Below are 19,086 nucleotides of genomic sequence, written 5' to 3' on the forward strand. Positions count from 1 at the left end.
ATAACTTGAGCGGATATTGGAAGATATAATACTTTTTAGAACTTTTTAGAGCTATTAACCAGCCAAACCTTCGGTAAGCGGAAGCGTAAAGTAAAAAGAGGAGCCAGCACCGGCAATACTTTCCACGCCAATAGTACCCTGGTGGCGGTTTATAATTTCCTTGCAGATGTACAGCCCCATACCGCTGCCTGCAATAGTGGTATTGTGGTTTACCCTAAAGGCCTTATCAAATAATTGAGGCAGGTGTTTGTCGTCTATGCCCATGCCGTAATCACGTATCATTACCTTTACCTCATGTACTGAACCTTGCAGGTGAATGTCAACAATACTGTGATCGGGCGAATATTTGATAGCGTTAGTGAGCAGATTGCTTAACACCTGGCTGATACCCTGCCGGCTGGCTTTTACCCATATTTCATTAACGTTGTACAGGTTTATGCGATGGCTGTAAGCAATGGTTTGAATATTATCTGTAATTTCATAAATCAACTCATCCAAACGAAACGGCTCTTTCCGCAGGTTCAGGTTATCGTCAATGCTTTTGGTATCGGTAAAATAATCATTTATAATCGTCATCAGCCTTTCTGTTGATTTGGCGGTACGGTTAATTACCTGGCTTACCTTAGCATCATTTTGCCCTGCGGTAATGCGTTCCAGTAACTGCAGGTATCCCCGGATGCTGGTGAGCGGAGTATTCACCTCATGCTTAACAATACTCAGCAATTCGTCTTTACGCATTTCACTCAGCTTGCTTTCAGTGATGTCCCTTGTGGTGCCTACCAGTTTATGCGGTCTGCCATCATTATAGATTACTACGCCGTCGGCCCGTATCCAGCAAGGGCGGCCTGCCGGATGCTTAACGCGGTATTCCGCCTGATAAACCTGTCCCTGGTCATTTATGGCGGTCGCCATGCTTTGTTTCATGGCCGGTAAATCTTCAGGGTGTATCATGCTCAGCATTCGTTCATAGCTGAATTCTTCATGTGCGCCTAAGCCAAAGTTTTCCTTGCAGGTAGTGGTAGAGCGCATACTCATATCAATCAGCTCCACTTCCCAGAAGCCGATTTTAATAAGATGCAGCGCTACCTGCAAATGCGCATCAGAGATGATTCCTAAATCAAACTGGGTATTGGTAAACACCGGATTCGAAATCATGGTAAGGTGGTTATATAGTTTTTATTACAGGTACAATAAATTCTCAGGTAGCCACAAACTGTATAAACGGAAGAGATATTAAACAATTAAAAATGTAACGGCAAAATAACCAGAGGGCTATAATTTATAAAATGCAGTTAGTTCGCATCTGCATACGTATTTATCAACTCACTGAGATGCGTAATGCTGAATGGCTTTTCCAGAAAACCGTCGGCATGGCACCGGGCTGCCAGCTTATCCAGATGCGGTATAGTAGATACTAATATCACCGGAATATGCCGGGTAGCTTCATCTTGCTTCAGTTTAAGGCAAAGCTCACTTCCCCTTGCGCCAGGGAGCAACTCGTCCATCAAAACTAAGTCAGGGTTTATGTCAGCAAGCGTATCAATAACCTTTGCATCAGAAGAAGAAATTACTTCATTACCCTCATCTTTAAGGATATAATCCATAATATCTAAAATATCCGGATTATCTTCAATAATTACAATCTTCAAACCCTTTTACTTATTGAGTAAATAAATTAATATGAACACAAAGATAATGTTATTTCTAACATAGCAGTAAATATAACAGGCAAACTATATAATGAAAAACTTTAATTAAATATTTGAGTATTCCCGCAATGATATTTTTTCATAGATAATAATCATCGCAGGTGCACCCATAATTACAGTACAGTAAAAGTGTAACCAATAAGCCACAGTTTGTTAGTTCAAAAGAATTGGTACATCATTGGAAAAAGATAAAAAGCTGCAAATTAGCTATAAACTGTTTTTAATAAACACATTTACAGGGCCTTGGCGGAAATGCTGAGCATCTGCCGAGAGAAGCAGCTGTACAGCACTAAGTATATCCTCAGCAACGGGAAATTTAATGCTTTCGGTATTGAACAAGCGGTTAACGTACCTGATGATCTCATTTTTGCTTTGCGCTTCAACCGGTACCGTATAAGGCAAAATTTGATTGTACACTTGCCATGGCGTATGTTGCGGATTGGTAAGTGCATACAAAACTACCACAGGCGTACCTGTAGCTGCAGCAATATGAATAGTGCCGGTATTTACTGAAACCAATACGGGCGATTTTTCAATCAGCACTATAAATTCATTTAGCGTGAATAAACCCGCAACCGGAAACACCTGTTTGGGGTAAAGTAATTGCTCATGTATAGCTGCGGTTAGCCCGGCTTCGGCTGCTGAACCGGTGAGCAGCACCTGATAGCCGGTTTGTGCGGTTATATGGTCAATGGCTGATGCCCATAATCCGGCCGGGTATTCGCGTTTACTTTCACTCACGCCAGGATGCATGATAAGCCAGGGTTTAACGGGGTTGAGTCCTTGTTGCTGCAACCTGCCTTTTACTTCGGGCCATAAAGCTACAGGAATGGTAAGGCTAAGCTGCTCGGTGGAAGGCAGGGCGCCAATATGGGCCACCAGATCCAAATCGCGCCTTACCTGATGTTTTATTACGGTGTAAGGCTCGGTATCCGGTACCCAGTCAGTTAGCAACTGGTAGGGGTTTTCGCGGCAATAGGCCAAACGCAAAGGTATGCCAGCCAGATAAGCCAGCATAATGGCAGGCATCGGGTTCTGGCTGTATACGGTAAAGATTACAGCCGCATCAAATTGATTATCTTTTAATTGCTGTACCACCTGAAATACAGCCTGCTCATTTGCGGCGCCCCCGGCTTTCACCCAGGGCACGTCAAAAACTATAGTAGCATCAATTTCTTGAATCTGACCGGCGATGCCGGCCGCCATACTCGAAGTGAGCACAGTAATACGGGCGCCAAACGTTTCCTTCAGGGCGCGTAAAGCAGGCGAAGTCATCAGCAAATCACCCATATTATCAGGGCGAATGCATAAAATGCGTTTACAGCTTTTCCAGCGCGCGTTCATGGTTCAAACTACTGAATATGTTAGGCAGCCACTGTTTCGCTGTTTACTATCTGCAGGGCGGCTTTTTTTAAATCGGCTGCAATAAAATCAGGTTCGCGATAGGCATTGTGCTTCAGCCATTCGGTTTCGCCGCCATTATCTATCAGTATGCTCCTGCAACCGGCGCGCTTACCTGCCTCCACATCATTTAAAATATCGCCTACCATCCAGGATTGCCTTAAATCAATATCGTATTCCTGTGCAGCCTGTAACAACATGCCCGGCATAGGTTTCCGAAAATTGCAGGCCATGTTATAAGGCGCAACCGTACCTTCGGGATGATTAGGGCAATAATAAAAATCAGTAAATATAATTCCCGTCTCGCTCACCAGCTCCGCCAGTTTTTGCCACACCGCCGGCAAGTCGGCCTCCATAAAGTGGCCGCGGGCTACACCAGCCTGGTTGCTTACCACAATCAGCTTATATCCGGCCTGCTGCATGATTTGCAAGCCCTCAATTGCTCCAGGCTGTAAGGTAATCAGGTCGGGGTTTACATTGTAAGGCACATCTTTTATTATGGTGCCATCCTTATCCAAAAAAACGGCTTTATACATGTTCAGGCCGCTTTATTTTTAGTTTTTAATGCCGCCTGTTGCAGTCCGGTATTTACTTTAACAATGGTGCGGTAAAGCTTATCAATATTTTTTGCAACAGTAGCCCAGGTAAAGTAAGTGTTAACGCGTTCAATCGCATTGGCGCTCATGGTTTCCAGCAAACCTGCATCAGCGGTAAGTTCATCAATCTTTTCGGCCAGGGCGGCGGGATTTTCAGGGGGTACCAATGCCCCGGTTCTACCATCAGCTACGCTGTATTTGATACCGCCTACATTTGAGCCAATTACCGGCGTGCCGCAGGCCATTGCTTCGAGCGGTGTGATGCCAAAGGGTTCGTACCAGGGGGTGCTGATAAAAATATCAGCGGCAGCGTAATAATATTTTAGCAGTTCCCTGCTTTTGCGGCCGGCAAATTTAATACATGCAGTTACGCCATGTTCTGCCGCAATTCGCCTTAACCGGTTAAGTTCGGGGTTGTTAATGTCGTCCGGATTTTCGCTGTCGCCGCCTACAATAACCAGGCAGGTGTTTTGCGCATTTTTAAGATGCCCCAAAGAACGTATCACGTTATCTACTCCCTTGCGCGGTACCATGCGGCCCAATTGCAGAAGTATATGCTGGTCTTGCGGCAGGCCAAGTTGTTTTCTGGCTGCGGATTTATCTATCGGGTAAAATTCACTTGTACTGAAACCACAGGGGATGGTTACAATTTTGTATGATGGCGCATGATAGTAGTATATCAGGTCATCCCGGTCCTGCGGGCACTCGGCAATAATATAATCTGCCTGCTTTACAATGCTTTCTTCTATAAGTAATCTCTCTGGCGGAAACTGGTCGCTGTTGCCCTGATGGATGCGCCTCACATGGCCAAGTGCATGGAAGGTAACTGCAAATGGCAGGTCGAGTATTCGTTTTAAGTCTGCTGCTACCATTGCCGACATAAAAAAGTTGGCATGGCACAGCGTATAATCAATATCCTGCGCTCTGATAAATTGCAACATGCTTTTGGTAAACTGCGGCATGTAATCAAGTATAGCTTCTTTAGGAATAATCTCGGCAGGGCCAGCATCCACATGTATTACCCTCACCCCGGGTTTCCAGTTTACTATAGCCGGGCTTGCAGTGTCTTCGCGGCGGGTAAATACATCTACTTTGTAGCCAAGTTCGGCCAGGTGCATAGCTACCTGTGCTACGTATACATTTTGCCCCCCGGTATCTACACCGCCCAGGGTTGCCAGGGGCGAGGCATGTTCACTGATAAAGGCTATTTTCAAATCGATACTCATAATGTTGTACAAATAAACAGTGCAGGTATTATTACTCGTAACAAAGATCAGCTGATAGTTACCGGCGCCTTTTGCATAGCAGTCACCCCGTTAAACAACTGTTCCCAATCCTGGGTAAAACGATTGATATTGAAGCGCTTATTAGCCAGTTCGCTGCCACCCTGCCCGATCCTTCGGGCCTGTGCGGCATCATTGAGCAGGAGGTGCATCTTATCAATCAGGTAGTTTACATCAGTATGTATAAAGCCCGATTGCCCGTTATCTATCACAGCCGAAAGCTCAGTTGTGGCCAGGCCTACCACGGGTATACCCTGCATCAGCGCCTCGCACACGGCCAGGCCTAAGCTGGTATATCGTATCGGGTTAAAAAAGAAACGGTATTTTGATATAAATTCCGGTAGTTGCGGGTGCAAAACTTCACCCAAACCCAAATCGCCGGTGCCCATGCCCACCAGGTCGATAGGTACGTGCTCGCGCACCTTTAAAAAAAGGTCTAACCCCAGCAGGCGGCCGCGCAGAGGCAAATTATTAATTACAACGATGCCGCGTTCTTTTTCGCCCGTATACAGGTGCGAAGGTGCAGTAACGCCATGTTCAATTACACGGGTAGGGGTGTTGCCGCAATCCCACATGAGTTGATTAAAATGGGTTACATGAACCAGATGCACATCCGGGTCATTTACCGCATGTTTGGTATCAGTAGGGTGTTGCCGTGGCGGATCGTGCTCAATATATACTTTTGGCAGCTCACGCTGCCCGGCGGAAAGTATTTCGTATTGATCGTGCAGGTAATTTTGATTAGTTTGGTACAAAATGACATCAAACACCTGACTTTTGACCTTATCGGCAGGAATTTCAATTACGTTCGGGCCGAAAGGAAAGGTTTCGCCGCGCCCGTAATAACCTTCGGTCTTTTCAGGTTTAGTAGGAATATAAATATCATAATTACCTTGTGATAAGTAAAACAGGTAACTTCCATGAATATGCCACGTAAAAATCTTGAGTCGAGGTTTAATCATAAGTAACAGTTGTTGACAAACACCTATTCAAGTATGCAACCAAACCGCCGCAATGTTTATAACTAATTATTAAATAAGTAACGCTTAACTAAAAGTGCGCTTCTGACAATATCGCATAACCGCTTCTGACAAAAACGCACTGTAAATAATCTATACAGTGTTGTACATTATAATGTACTAACCAGCGTATGGTTGTACTAAGCGTTTATAATGGTCATATGTTTATCAGGATACGAATCTTGGTTGACGTTGCCTGTTACCAACAAATTGATGCCAATACATTCTAAACCAAAACAGCTTAACAGAGTTTAACTTCATTATCCACCCATAATCACCAAATCGATCCAATGAAAACAACCCGGTTTATTTCTGCACTATTGGTTTTGTTAGCTATATGCAGCCTGGCAGATGCCAAAACCAACCACGTAAGCACAGCCGTTGCCACGGGTTCGGTTATATCGTTAGCTGATGGTTTCCAGTTACGTTTGCCCCCTCCGCCGCCACGCCCGCGCTTTTTGCCCGGCCCCCCACGCAGGCCCGTATTTTTCAGGCACCGTACCTACCGCCGGCCGGTGTACCGGCACCGGCGCGCATACCGTGTACGCAGATACCGCCGCTATTAACCATACAAAAGAGCAGTTTGCAAAACAAGCTGCTCTTTTTTTGAAGGCTGATTTGATAATTTAAAAATATTTTATTGAAAATCAAGCCATTGTATATATACCTTAAATAGCATTAAACCTGCCGTTCAACTTATAGTCAATGATACATAAGCAACGCTGATAAAGGCGCTGATAAAAGATTTGAATTATGAAACGGTTTAAAATTTTAGCAGTAGTTATTATTACATTTTTTACTATAAACGCCGCCAAGGCTCAGGTAGGCGTGCATGTAGGGCTAAACTTTGGCGCCCCGTACCATCGGGTATATGCACCTGCACCTCCGCCGGTATATGATGGCTATTACAGGCCTGGGTATTATGCACCTGTAAGAGGCTATTATGCCCCGCGTATGGCGTATGCACCACGTGTGGTTTATGGCCGCAGGTACTATGCTACACCCGGCCGTTATTATCGGCCGTTTCCGCACCGCGGCTATTACCGCCCATACCGCCGCTGGTAAAATTGTTTTAGTGAGTTAAGTTTGTAAATAACGCCCTTTTCTGCAAAGGGCGTTATTTGTATATGAGGTTTCTGTTGTGCATATTGACCTTTATTTATATTTATTGTGGTGTAATGCTCCAATAGAGGAAATTCATTTACCCATTTTATCCTGGTAAGCCTTTATTTTAGCTCAAATAAAAATCATCATTATGTCAGACCAGTTACCTCACATCCATTCATTTTCAGCTATAGCCACAAAAGAAATTGCACCTGGCTATCATTCCAAACTGATACATACTGCTGCAAATACCTTTAACTTTATTGAGGTGGATGCCGGCAGCACCGTACCCATGCACAGCCACCCGCACGAGCAGTGTGCCTTTGTGTTGGAAGGTGAATTTGAACTGACTATTGATGGTACCCCACACAGATTGATGCCCGGGCTGTTTGCTGTTATTCCGCCAAATGTTCTGCACAGCGGGCGGGCGCTTAGTAACTGCCATTTACTGGATATTTTTAGTCCGGTAAGAGAGGATTACAAAGCCCTTTGATTCCAATTTTTAATTATTTTAAGGATTTTGTTAAATAAATGCTAACGAATCTCAAGTTTAGTTGAATTTGTCGGAATTGCTTCTTACCTTAAGCTTTCCTAATTAATTTAAAACATTTGAAATTATGGAACAGCAAAACACCAACAGCAGCAGATTTGGTTTTATTAGTGCAGACGGTTATTTCCAGCAAATTAATACCCTTACAACAGCGAATTTATGGTATGTAAGCAAAAGCCGGCATGAACTCAATCTGCTGTTGCAGGAAAATTTAATGAAAGAAAATTATGAAGCTTGTGCCGATATTCGCGACGAGCTGATGAAGAGAGGTGCACAATAAAATAATCTCATTATAATCTTCTTTTATGGCCGTTAGCTTTTTCAAGCGTCGGCAGTATACTTTTTAAGTAAGCAGATAAAATTATAAAAAAGGAAAAACTTATTGCAGCGGATTGTATTTATTAATTAGAAATTAAATAAATATAAATTTTTATGTCAAACGCATCAAAAACCGCATTAATAACCGGTGCCAGCAGTGGCATTGGCTATGAGCTGGCAAAGCTTTTTGCCAAAGATAACTACAACTTATTCATTGTAGGCCGTGATCAGAGTACTTTAAACGAACGTGCGAACGAGTTTAAACGTGATTATAATGTGAATGTAACCACCTTTGTAAAAGACCTGTCTTACTACGACCAGACTACCGCTTTGTGTAATGAACTAAGCAGTAACGGAACCTTTATTGATGTACTGGTAAACGATGCTGGCCAGGGCCAGTACGGTAAGTTTCAGGATACGGACATCAACCGGGAACTGGAAATTGTGCAACTGAATATCGGCGCAAACCTGATCTTAACCAAGCATGTATTGAAAGACATGGTACAGCGCAATGAAGGTAAGATTCTGTTTTTAGCTTCTGTTGCCAGTGAACTGCCCGGCCCATGGCAATCCGTTTATCATGGTACCAAGGCATTTGTATTGTCGTTCGCCGAAGCTATCCGCTCTGAGTTGAAAGATACCAACATTACCATCACAGCGTTGCAGCCGGGCGCCACTGATACCGACTTTTTCAACAAAGCCGAAATGCAGGAAAGTAAAATGTTACAGGATAAAAGCTCATTGTCAAACGCTGCTGATGTAGCAAAAGATGGTTATGACGCTTTAATGGCCGGAGATGATAAAATTATATCTGGTTTTAAAAATAAGGTACAGGTAGGTGTAAGCCACATTTTACCCGCTTCAACTGTAGCTGATAATATGAATAAACAGCAAGGGCCGGTTGGCGAATAACCTAAATATTTTAAGTGCAAAACGCCCTGATGCCACATGGTATCAGGGCGTTTTGCTTTAATGCCGTTATTGTCCTAATTTGCCTGCCTCATTCACTGTTTATGATTACTTTAAATGCTGCCGATGTTCCGCCTCAACAATTGTATGGTTATCTGAACCATATAATTGCTCCCCGGCCTATCTGTTTTGCCGCTACCATCAGTGCAGAAGGGAAGGTAAATTTAAGCCCGTTCAGTTTTTTTAACCTCATGAGCGCCAACCCGCCGGTGTGCGTTTTTTCTCCGGTTACCAACCGGCATAATCAACCCAAGCATACGTTGCTGAATGTACAGCAGGTGCCGGAGGTGGTAATCAATATTGTTAACTACTCAATGGTGCAGCAAATGAACCTCACCAGCGGCGAATACGGGGCGGAGATAGATGAATTTATAAAAGCCGGTTTTACGGCGCTACCCTCCGAACTGGTAAAACCGCCGCGTGTGGCCGAATCTCCGGTGCAGTTAGAGTGTACAGTAACCCAGATTGTAAGCTTAGGCACTGAGGCCTTAAGCGGAAGTTTGGTGGTAGCCGAAGTAAAGCTATTGCATATCCGGGAAGATATGATGGACGAAGACGGCAAGATCGATCAGGCCCGGTTAGATTTGGTTGCCCGATTGGGCGGCGACTGGTATTGCCGGGCAACACAGGTAAATTTATTTAAGGTAGCACGACCGGTAGTGAGTATAGGTGTGGACGGCTTGCCGGATGGTATACGGCTCTCCACAGTGTTAACCGGTAACGATTTGGGCGTGTTGGCTAATAGTGAGCAGCCACCGAATGCGGTCGATGTAACTGCATTTATATCCTCTGACGGGGTAAGGCCCAAACTGGAACAGTTGGATGATAAAGGCTGGCATCACTACATAAAGCAGCTGTTAGATGCAGGGAGGGTGGAGGAAGCCCGGCTGGCGGCGTGGGGTAAGCAATAGAAATTGATATCATACAACCGGTATGCTAAATACCAGGCATACAAGATTTGCTTATCTGTAAAAACAGAGCTACGTTTGCGCTTTTTAAATTTATGCCCATACAAAAAGCTACGCCCGAAGATACCACTGCTTTAACTGCACTGATAAACAGCGCTTACAGAGGCGAAACTTCCCGCCAGGGGTGGACTACCGAAAGTACCTTGTTAGACGGTATGCGTATTGACGATGAAGCCATTGATGAGTACTTCAGCAACCCTGCTGTTACCATGCTTAAGTATATAACCGATGACGGTGAACTGGCAGGCTGTGTATATTTAGAGAAGGTAGCCAACGGCCGCTTGTATTTAGGTATGTTAACTGTTAAGCCAACTATTCAGGCGCAGGGCATTGGACGGCAATTATTGCAGGAGGCGGAGCATATCGCTGTAAGTTTAAATTGCACGTTTATCAGAATATCGGTTATTCCCGTCCGCCACGAACTCATCAGCTGGTATAACCGCCGGGGTTATCAGGCTACCGGCCAGATGTTGCCATTTCCAACCGATACACGCTTTGGCATTCCCCGCCAGCCGCTGGAATTAATGGTGATGGAAAAGGCTTTAAGTTAACAGGTATCTCATTCCCCATTCACTATATATAAATAACTGTTGCGCGGGGTCAATATTCAGATGGCGTTCATCTTCATTTACTTAACTCAATGTCATATTGGCAACTTTATAATCAATAGCCGGCAACCGATAGAAAACTAAGCGATAATTTTTATCTTTGCAGGCTGCAAATGAATAAGAAAGTCGCTTTTTATACGCTGGGTTGCAAGCTCAACTATTCCGAAACTTCCACCATTGGCCGGCAGTTTAACCAGGCCGGTTTTGATACGGTGGAATTTACAGACACGCCCGACGTGTATGTGATTAACACCTGCTCGGTTACCGAAAATGCGGATAAAAAGTGTAAAAAGATTGTAAAAGAGGCTTTAAAGGTATCTCCTGATGCGTACATCACAATTGTGGGCTGCTATGCCCAGTTAAAACCAAAAGAAATAGCCGAAATACCTGGCGTTGATATGGTATTAGGTGCAGCAGAAAAGTTCCAACTGGTGGATTACATCAGCAACCTGACCAAGGAACCCAAGGCGCGCATTTATAACCAGCCTATTGCAGAGGCCAGTTATTTTAATGCCTCTTATTCGGCTGGCGACCGTACCCGTACGTTCTTGAAAGTGCAGGATGGCTGCGATTATTCCTGTACTTTTTGCACCATACCCCTGGCCCGTGGCGCCAGCCGCAGTGCCACCATTGAAAGCGTGGTATTGCAGGCCGAAGAAATTGCGGCCTCAGGTGTGAAGGAGATTGTGCTTACCGGTGTGAATATTGGTGATTTTGGCATTCGTGACGGCAGCCGCCAGGACCGTTTCTTCGACCTGGTACAGGCGCTGGACGAGGTACAGGGTATTGACCGTTTTCGTATTTCCTCTATCGAACCCAACTTGCTTACTGATGAAGTGATTGCCTTTGTGGCACAGTCTAAACGGTTTGTACCGCATTTTCACATTCCGCTGCAATCCGGCTCCAACAAAATATTAGGCTTGATGCGCCGCCGCTACCGCCGGGAGTTGTATGCCGACCGGGTAGCCACCATTAAACGCCTGATGCCCGATTGCTGCATTGGGGTTGATGTAATTGTAGGTTTCCCCGGAGAAAGCCGCGAGGATTATATCGACACCTACAATTTTCTGAACGGACTGGACATATCTTACCTGCACGTATTCACTTATTCCGAGCGGGAAAACACACCTGCAGCAGAAATGGCCGGCAGCGTGCCCGGCTCAACCCGTGCCGAGCGCAGCAAGATGCTGCATATCCTGTCCGACAAAAAGCGCAGGGCCTTTTATCAAACCCAACTGGGTAAAACCGATGAAGTGTTGTTTGAGGGTGATGTAAAAAACGGGTTGATGCACGGCTTTACCCGCAACTATGTAAAAGTGCAGGCCAGGTACGACCCTGTACTGGTTAATGAATTGAAAATAGTGCGCCTTACGGAGATCAGTGCCGGTGGCGATGTTGAAATTGAGGAAAGCCGGGAAATATTAGTGCATTAATTCTATCTTCGCTGTAAAATATACACTTACAGCCGATGTTTCCAACCATATCGAGTCTTATCCAATACCTAACCGGCGTTTACATTCCGCTGCCGGTGCAAACGTTTGGTTTTTTTGTAGCTCTCGCGTTTATGGCCGCTTACTGGGCTTTTGCACAGGAGTTCAAGCGCAAAGAAGCATTAGGGTATGTACATCCTTTTCAGCAAGAGGAAACGTTAGGGGAGCCGGCTTCAATAGGAGAGCTGGCAGGCAACGGTTTGTTTGGTTTTATATTAGGTTATAAGCTGGTAGATATTGTGCTTAACTATAGTAAGCTGATCAGTAATCCCCAGGATTTTATTCTTTCACTGCGTGGCAACATTATCGGTGGCATCATTGGCGCCGCTGCATTTGCCTACTGGGTATATACAGACAAGAAAAAGCAGCAGCTGGCCGAGCCGGTTACCAGAAAGGTAACCGTTCATCCTTACGAATTGATGAGCAGCATACTGATCTGGGCGGCGGTGTTTGGTTTTATAGGCGCTAAAGTGTTTAACGCCCTCGAAAACTGGGGCGAGTTTATGGCTGACCCTATTGGTATGCTGGTAGGTTTCAGCGGCCTTACCTTTTATGGCGGCCTCATCTGCGGGGGTGCTGCGGTATTATATATAGCCAATAAGAACGGCGTAAAACCATTAACAATGCTGGATATTGGCGGGCCGGGTATGATGTTATCGTATGCCCTCGGGCGCATTGGCTGCCAGATGTCGGGCGATGGGGATTGGGGTATACCCAACTTGGCACCTAAACCGGGTTGGCTTAGCTGGGTACCCAACTGGATGTGGTCATTCCGGTTTCCGCACAATGTAAATAATATGGATCCTAACAACCATATTCCTGGCTGCGTGGGTAATTTTTGCAACCAGCTATTGCTGCCGGTTTATCCTACTTCCTTTTATGAGTGTGTGGTTTGCTTGCTGCTGTTCCTCTTTTTATGGAGCATCCGCGACCGTATCAAAACGCCCGGCGTAATGTTTGGCATCTATCTGATATTAAACGGTATCGAGCGTTTTTGCATCGAATTGATACGGGTGAATACGCTGTACAAAGTAGGCAGTCTGTCGTTCACCCAGGCAGAACTGATTGCACTGCTGCTGGTTTTAGCAGGTGCAGTGATGATCGCCCTTGTAAAGCGCAAACCCTATTATCCCGCTACCCAGAATGCCGCAAAATAGCCGGTGGCACCGGCTGCCCGAAAATCAGGTAGTTAAGTTTCTCTTTTCTGCCGGATTAGGCTTTTTGGTAGATATTTTCGCCTTTTATCTCTTTTTTCATGCGCTGTTCACAAAGGATAGCTACCAGCTATTTGGGTATAAGGTAGGCAACTACAACCTGTCTTTCAGCATTTCCTTTTTTATGGGGGTAGTTGTAAATTTTTTAGTGAACCGCTATCTTGTGTTCACGGAATCCACGCTCTCGCCGTTACGGCAGTTTCTCCGCTTTTTGCTGGTGGCTATTGTGGGTTACTTTGCCAATTTATGGCTGCTTAATATTTATATCAGAAACCTGCACCTGTACCCGCCGGTGGCCCGGCCGGCTGCAGCTCTGAGTTTGTTTATAGCCAGCTTCTTTGTACACAAGTTCTTCTCGTTTAATCTTTCTTTACGCAATCAGCATCATGCAGCTCAACCCAATCATAAACCAGGTAACTGAGATAGTCCGCCACGCAGGCGACTTTATCCGGCAGGAACGTAAAAGCTTTACGCCCGATAAGATTGAGCACAAGGGGCTTAACGATTTGGTTTCTTATGTAGATAAGGCTGCTGAACAACTGATTGTAAGCGCCCTGCAAAAGGTATTGCCCGAAGCCGGTTTTATTACCGAAGAAAAGACCACCAGCAAAGTGGGCAGCCGCTACAACTGGATCATCGACCCATTGGATGGTACCACCAATTTCATACATGGCTTGCCGGTGTTTTCAGTAAGTATTGCCTTGCAGGAGTATGACCAGCTGGTAGGAGGTGTGGTATACGAAGTAAACCAGGACGAGTGTTTTTATGCCTGGAAGGATGCGCCCGCCTGTTTAAACGGTAACGAGATAAAGGTTAGCGCCAGCCCCGCCATCAGCAGCAGTTTAATTGCCACCGGCTTCCCTTACTATGATTTTACCAAGCAGCCGCAATATATTGAAGTGTTTAAAGAACTGATGAAAAGCTGCCACGGCATACGCCGGTTAGGCTCGGCCGCCGTAGATTTGGCCTATACGGCCTGTGGGCGGGTAGATGCTTTTTACGAGTATAATCTGAACGCCTGGGATGTAGCCGCCGGTATTGTAATTGTACGGCAGGCAGGCGGCCAGGCCGTTAACTTTAGCGGTGGCGCCGATTGCTGGAACGTGCGGGAACTGCTGGCCACCAACGGCAAGGTAACCGGAGAAATGCTGAGCATCATACAGCAGTATTTTGTAAGATAGGATCATTGATATTTAAACGGTTTAGTATAACCTGATAGTTGCCATTTTGTAAAATACCGAACAGGTTTTGCGTAGCCCTATCAGAGTTCGGAAGAACTAAAGCTACATTAAATTCCACAACCAAAAGCTCTGAAAAGTGTAAACCCTGCCTTTTTTCAATGTGCTGACTGTCAATAAGTTAGATAGTATTTTTTTAAAATTGTGTAAACTTTGGGTTTACACTTTTCGAAGTGGGTAAGAGAAGTGACATCGGCCTTAGCCGAAAGGCAGGTACACGGCTTGTTCTGCCTGTATCTTTTACTTCCGTGCCGGTGCTGCCTTTGGCGGCATAGAGATCAGTTTATGATGATGTAAAGGCAGTCATTTTAATTTAAAACGTCTTCCGGATAACTATGAACGTACCTCCGATTTACGCTTCCAAACACTGATGACGATCTTTACCGGTTTCACCCTCGATTGTTAAAATCATTTTACAAAAAAAGCCGGAAATTTTATCCGGCTCTAACGATATATCCATCAGGGTATTAACCCCCATCGGTGTAATCAAACAATAATCTGTGTAATCAAAAAGACTATAACGCTTCTGATACTACTTCTGTAACTTCGGGCACCATACGCTTTAACAGATTTTCGATACCGGCCTTTAGGGTGATGGTAGATGAAGGGCAGCCGCTGCATGAGCCGCGCAGCTCTACGGTTACTATACCCTCGTTAAAAGATTTATAGCTGATGGCACCGCCGTCCTGCTCAACAGCAGGGCGTACATAATCATGCAAAATCTGCTGTATTTTTACTTCGGCATCGGTACCTTCAAAGTCCACTTCCGCTTCGGGTGCCTCCTGTACCTTTAATTCTGATTCTACCGCACCCTTTACAAACTCTTTTAAAATGGCCTCAATATCATCCCATTCCGTGCCATCAGTTTTAGTAACCGTTACAAAATTGCTGGCAAAGAACACACCGTTCACAAAAGAAAACTTATACAGTTCCTTGGCAAAAGGCGAGGTTTCTGCACTTTCCTTTGTTGCATAGTCTACACTGCCATTAATCAGCAACTTGTTTACAATAAACTTCATGGTTGCCGGGTTCGGTGTAGATTCGGTATATACGTTAATGTTCATAACAGTGATCTTTTTAAATACAATGTAACAAATGTAAACAGGAAGCAGATGAATAGAGATACGTTCAGCCAGTTTTTACGGCTATATGACTATATGCCTGTATAATTGGCCGGTGTAATGTTTCTCAATTCCTGCTTTACAGACTCGCTAATGTCAAGCGTATTTACAAATCCGGCAATCGTATCAGCATTAATGCCCTGGTTGGTCCGGGTCAGCTCCTTTAACGCTTCGTAAGGGTTCGGATAATTTTCGCGGCGTAAAATGGTTTGTATCGCTTCTGCAACCACAGCCCAGTTATCTTCTAAATCATCTTGTATGGCGGCTTCGTTCAATAACAATTTATTCAATCCCTTCAGTGTAGATTTTAAGGCAATCAGCGTATGCGCCACCGGTACGCCAACGTTGCGCAATACGGTAGAATCGGTTAAATCGCGCTGCAATCGGGAGATGGGCAATTTGGCCGCCAGGTGTTCAAATAAAGCGTTTGCAATGCCCAGGTTACCTTCCGAGTTTTCGAAATCAATCGGGTTCACCTTGTGCGGCATAGCAGATGAACCTACCTCGCCGGCCTTAATCTTCTGCTTAAAATAGTTCATCGAAATATAAGTCCATATATCCCGGTCTAAATCAATCAGAATGGTATTGATGCGCTTTAAAGCATCGCAATGCGCCGCAAAGTTATCATAATGCTCAATTTGGGTGGTGAGCTGTGAGCGGTGCAGTTGCAATACCTCATTCACAAAATGGTTACCAAAGGCACGCCAGTCAATCTGCGGGTAGGCTACATGATGTGCATTAAAATTACCGGTAGCACCGCCGAATTTTGCCGAGTAGGGGATCTGCATTAATAAGTTTACCTGGCTCTCCAGTCGTTCCACAAATACCGATACCTCTTTGCCCAGGCGGGTAGGCGAAGCCGGTTGGCCGTGGGTACGGGCCAGCATGGGTATGGCCGCCCAGTCTTCGGCTTTTTGCTTAAGCAGATTGATCACTTCCTGCAATGCAGGCAGGTAAACTTCGTTTACGGCAAGTTTAAAATAATAGGGCGTAGCCGTGTTATTAATATCCTGCGAGGTAAGCCCGAAATGGATAAATTCTTTGTAATCGGCAATGTCCAGTTCATCAAACTTAGCTTTAATGAAATACTCAACCGCCTTTACATCATGGTTGGTGGTTTTCTCAATCTCCTTGATCTGCGCCGCATCGCCTTCGGAGAAATTGGTATAGATGCGGCGTAACAAATCGAATTTAGCGGCATCAAATTTATGCAGTTGTGGCAACGGGTGCTGGCACAAAGCGATGAAATATTCAATTTCAACATATACCCGGTATTTGATTAAAGCGTACTCCGAAAAGTAGGGTGCCAGTACATCAGTGGTATTACGGTAGCGGCCGTCAACAGGCGAAATTGCGGTAAGGGCGGTTAGCTGGTTTGCATTGTCCATGCAGGCAAATATACTAAAGCCAAAAGCATTTGTCGGCACAAAGTAATAAACTATGGAAACTTTGTAATCAAAAATAGTTTCCATAGTTTTGCATCAGAAAATTTTATGGACACCATAGACAGAATCATAGAGGGCAGCAGCGAGTTGTTTTTAAAATCAGGTATCAAGAGCATCACTATGGATGATATTGCCAAATACCTGGGGATGTCGAAAAAAACCATCTACCAGCACTTTGCCGATAAAAGCGAAATGGTAGCTGCCATTGTGCAGGCCAAATTACAGCGCGATGAAAAGCAGATGAGGGAGATAACAGAAAGTTCGGCCAATGTAATTGAGCAGTTGATCCGTATGACTAAATGCTCTGAGGTAGTGCTGACGAAAATCAATGCCTCGGCCTTTCATGACATGAAAAAATACTACCCCGAAGCCTTTAAGATTTTTCGGGAGTTTAAGCAAACGCATATTGTAAAAACCATTGAAAATTTATTGGAGAAGGGCATCAACCAGGGGTTTATCCGCCCCGACATCGATATTAAAATTATCGCGCAGATGCGGGTAAACCAGATAGAGATGGGATTTGATAATGACCTGTTTCCGCCTGCTATCTATAGTATCTGGAAAGTGCAGCAACAGTTTGAAGATCACTTTAATTACGGCATTTGTACCCTTAAAGGTTACAAGCTGCTTAACCAGTACAAAGAAGCTACCACCACTATTTAAATACGTTCAGCAAACCTATCATTACTTCAAACCCCTATTATTTAATCAATGAAATTTAGTAAATTAATACTTTTAGCATTCACATTGCTAAGCGTGCGGCAGGCTAAAGCCCAGCAGCAGCCCGGCATTGTGTTAACGCTGAGGGATGCGCTCAATTACTCTTTGCGCAATAACAGTACGGTCAATAAATCACGCCTCGATATTGAGCGCGCCAAGTATGTAGTACAGGAAACCCGCGCACAGGCCTTGCCGCAACTGAATATAGCCGGTACCTTAACCGACCAGCTGATTATACCAAAGCTGATATTTAACGGCCAGGTAGTAAGCTTAGGTACAAAGTACAACGCGGTAGGGCAGGCCAACTTCAGCCAGAAACTGTTTGATAAGCAGGTGTTCACCGGTTTAAAGGCTTCAGAGGCCAGCGTTGATTTTTACCGGTTAACCAGCCAGCAAACCGAGGAAAACGTAATTGAGCAGGTATCATCGGCCTATTACCAGTACCTGGTTACACGCGAGCAGTTGGAAGTGATTGATTCCAACATTAATGCAACCGCCCATGTAGCCAAAATTATTGCAGCGCAATTTAAAAGCGGTTTAGCCAAGAAGATCGACCTGGACCGTACACAGGTAAACATTACCAACCTGAATACCCAGCGCGAGCAGTTATTAAATGCCATATCGCAGGGCGAAAATACATTGAAGTATTACATGGGTATGCCGGTGAATACCGTAATCATCATACCTCAGGCGGAACTGCAGAATGTAAAAACAGAAGCCCCCCGTGGTTTGGATAGCGTAAATACCACCAACCTGATTGATTATAAGGTGCTCACCAAGCAGGAGCAACTGTTGAAGTTTCAGAAGCAGGCCTACCAGGCGCAGTATTACCCGAGCCTGTCATTTACGGCTAATTATTCGCAGAACGGTTTGAGCCCGAATTTTAATTTGTTCAATTTTACCCGCAATAGCAGCGCCTACTGGTATGGCGCATCGGCCATCGGGCTTACCCTGAATATACCGGTATTCGATGGCTTTGCCCGGCGGTCAAGGGTGCGGGAGGCCAATGTGGATATTCTGAAGATACGCGAGGATATACGCAACACCTCGAATGCGTTAAACCTGGCCTACAAAAATGCCAGGGTGCAGATCAGCAACAGCCTGAACACCATATCGCTGCAAACCGCAAACGTGCGTTTGGCCAACGAGGTATACACCAGTACCCAAAATAATTACAGGAACGGCTTAGCCTCCCTGACCGATCTACTGGATGCGCAAAATGCTTTGGTATCGGCACAGAACAGCTACAACCAGGCGTTATTGAACTATAAGATAGCTGAGATAGAATTAATTAAATCGAACGGAAACATAAGAACCTTATTGAATTAAACTG

21 protein-coding genes are annotated in these 19,086 nt (G+C 45.0%); 13 read left to right on the forward strand and 8 right to left on the reverse strand.

The annotated features are described in order from the left end of the window. Nucleotides 1-54 precede the first annotated feature (54 nt). The 6 genes from ACY652_RS16230 to ACY652_RS16255 all read right to left on the reverse strand — a co-directional run bounded on the left by ACY652_RS16230 (nt 55) and on the right by ACY652_RS16255 (nt 5,951). A complete protein-coding gene (locus tag ACY652_RS16230; protein WP_462265429.1) occupies nt 55-1,155 on the reverse strand; it encodes an ATP-binding protein in 1,101 nt (366 codons plus the stop codon). Between the two features lie 137 nt (nt 1,156-1,292). Next, nucleotides 1,293-1,649, reverse strand: a complete 357-nt coding sequence (locus ACY652_RS16235; protein WP_462265430.1) for a response regulator — start codon at nt 1,647-1,649, stop codon at nt 1,293-1,295. A gap of 267 nt (nt 1,650-1,916) precedes the next feature. Further along, nucleotides 1,917-3,053 (reverse strand): glycosyltransferase family 9 protein, encoded by a 1,137-nt coding sequence (locus ACY652_RS16240; protein WP_462265431.1) that lies wholly within the window; start codon nt 3,051-3,053, stop codon nt 1,917-1,919. Between the two features lie 20 nt (nt 3,054-3,073). Next, entirely contained in the window at nt 3,074-3,646 is a 573-nt protein-coding gene (locus ACY652_RS16245; RefSeq protein ID WP_462265432.1) for a D-glycero-alpha-D-manno-heptose-1,7-bisphosphate 7-phosphatase, read from the reverse strand. 2 nt (nt 3,647-3,648) lie between these two features. Further along, on the reverse strand, nt 3,649-4,932 hold the full coding sequence (locus ACY652_RS16250) for a glycosyltransferase family 4 protein (protein ID WP_462265433.1): 1,284 nt from the start codon (nt 4,930-4,932) through the stop codon (nt 3,649-3,651). A 47-nt stretch (nt 4,933-4,979) separates the two neighbouring features. After that, nucleotides 4,980-5,951, reverse strand: coding sequence for a glycosyltransferase (locus tag ACY652_RS16255; RefSeq protein ID WP_462265434.1), 972 nt, complete (start codon nt 5,949-5,951; stop codon nt 4,980-4,982). 347 nt (nt 5,952-6,298) lie between these two features. Between ACY652_RS16255 and ACY652_RS16260 the strand changes: the two genes are divergently transcribed. The 11 genes from ACY652_RS16260 (at nt 6,299) to ACY652_RS16310 (ending at nt 14,410) form a co-directional block, all read left to right on the forward strand. After that, nucleotides 6,299-6,574 carry a hypothetical protein gene (locus ACY652_RS16260; protein WP_462265435.1) on the forward strand — a complete coding sequence of 92 codons (276 nt, stop codon included), beginning with the start codon at nt 6,299-6,301 and terminating at the stop codon, nt 6,572-6,574. Nucleotides 6,575-6,761: 187 nt separating this feature from the next. After that, complete coding sequence (locus tag ACY652_RS16265; RefSeq protein ID WP_462265436.1) at nt 6,762-7,073, forward strand: hypothetical protein; 312 nt, start codon at nt 6,762-6,764, stop codon at nt 7,071-7,073. A 190-nt stretch (nt 7,074-7,263) separates the two neighbouring features. Then, nucleotides 7,264-7,605: a cupin domain-containing protein gene (locus tag ACY652_RS16270; protein ID WP_462265437.1), complete on the forward strand. Its 342-nt coding sequence runs from the start codon at nt 7,264-7,266 to the stop codon at nt 7,603-7,605. A 124-nt stretch (nt 7,606-7,729) separates the two neighbouring features. Next, entirely contained in the window at nt 7,730-7,942 is a 213-nt protein-coding gene (locus ACY652_RS16275) for a hypothetical protein (RefSeq protein ID WP_462265438.1), read from the forward strand. A gap of 152 nt (nt 7,943-8,094) precedes the next feature. After that, a complete protein-coding gene (locus ACY652_RS16280) occupies nt 8,095-8,892 on the forward strand; it encodes an SDR family NAD(P)-dependent oxidoreductase (protein ID WP_462265439.1) in 798 nt (265 codons plus the stop codon). 101 nt (nt 8,893-8,993) lie between these two features. Continuing rightward, on the forward strand, nt 8,994-9,860 hold the full coding sequence (locus tag ACY652_RS16285) for a flavin reductase family protein (RefSeq protein ID WP_462265440.1): 867 nt from the start codon (nt 8,994-8,996) through the stop codon (nt 9,858-9,860). A 92-nt stretch (nt 9,861-9,952) separates the two neighbouring features. Then, nucleotides 9,953-10,468: a GNAT family N-acetyltransferase gene (locus ACY652_RS16290; protein WP_462265441.1), complete on the forward strand. Its 516-nt coding sequence runs from the start codon at nt 9,953-9,955 to the stop codon at nt 10,466-10,468. A gap of 170 nt (nt 10,469-10,638) precedes the next feature. Continuing rightward, on the forward strand, nt 10,639-11,958 hold the full coding sequence (gene mtaB / locus ACY652_RS16295) for a tRNA (N(6)-L-threonylcarbamoyladenosine(37)-C(2))-methylthiotransferase MtaB (RefSeq protein ID WP_462265442.1): 1,320 nt from the start codon (nt 10,639-10,641) through the stop codon (nt 11,956-11,958). A gap of 35 nt (nt 11,959-11,993) precedes the next feature. Further along, complete coding sequence (locus ACY652_RS16300; RefSeq protein WP_462265443.1) at nt 11,994-13,172, forward strand: prolipoprotein diacylglyceryl transferase; 1,179 nt, start codon at nt 11,994-11,996, stop codon at nt 13,170-13,172. Further along, nucleotides 13,159-13,650 carry a GtrA family protein gene (locus ACY652_RS16305; protein WP_462265444.1) on the forward strand — a complete coding sequence of 164 codons (492 nt, stop codon included), beginning with the start codon at nt 13,159-13,161 and terminating at the stop codon, nt 13,648-13,650. The genes ACY652_RS16300 and ACY652_RS16305 overlap by 14 nt, the downstream gene beginning before the upstream one ends. Further along, nucleotides 13,616-14,410 carry an inositol monophosphatase family protein gene (locus tag ACY652_RS16310; RefSeq protein WP_462265445.1) on the forward strand — a complete coding sequence of 265 codons (795 nt, stop codon included), beginning with the start codon at nt 13,616-13,618 and terminating at the stop codon, nt 14,408-14,410. The genes ACY652_RS16305 and ACY652_RS16310 overlap by 35 nt, the downstream gene beginning before the upstream one ends. Before the next feature lie 572 nt (nt 14,411-14,982). Here ACY652_RS16310 and ACY652_RS16315 read toward each other — a convergent pair. After that, nucleotides 14,983-15,531, reverse strand: a complete 549-nt coding sequence (locus tag ACY652_RS16315) for a NifU family protein (RefSeq protein ID WP_462265446.1) — start codon at nt 15,529-15,531, stop codon at nt 14,983-14,985. 89 nt (nt 15,532-15,620) lie between these two features. Next, nucleotides 15,621-16,976 carry an adenylosuccinate lyase gene (gene purB, locus ACY652_RS16320; protein ID WP_462268285.1) on the reverse strand — a complete coding sequence of 452 codons (1,356 nt, stop codon included), beginning with the start codon at nt 16,974-16,976 and terminating at the stop codon, nt 15,621-15,623. A 105-nt stretch (nt 16,977-17,081) separates the two neighbouring features. On the opposite strand from purB, the gene ACY652_RS16325 reads away from it, so the two are divergent. Together ACY652_RS16325 and ACY652_RS16330 are read left to right on the forward strand one after the other, a co-directional pair. Beyond that, a complete protein-coding gene (locus ACY652_RS16325; protein ID WP_462265447.1) occupies nt 17,082-17,696 on the forward strand; it encodes a TetR/AcrR family transcriptional regulator in 615 nt (204 codons plus the stop codon). Between the two features lie 48 nt (nt 17,697-17,744). Next, complete coding sequence (locus ACY652_RS16330; RefSeq protein ID WP_462265448.1) at nt 17,745-19,082, forward strand: TolC family protein; 1,338 nt, start codon at nt 17,745-17,747, stop codon at nt 19,080-19,082. The last annotated feature ends 4 nt before the right edge of the window (nt 19,083-19,086 follow it).

It is taken from the genome of Mucilaginibacter sp., assembly GCF_965200995.1.
Taxonomy (GTDB): domain Bacteria; phylum Bacteroidota; class Bacteroidia; order Sphingobacteriales; family Sphingobacteriaceae; genus Mucilaginibacter.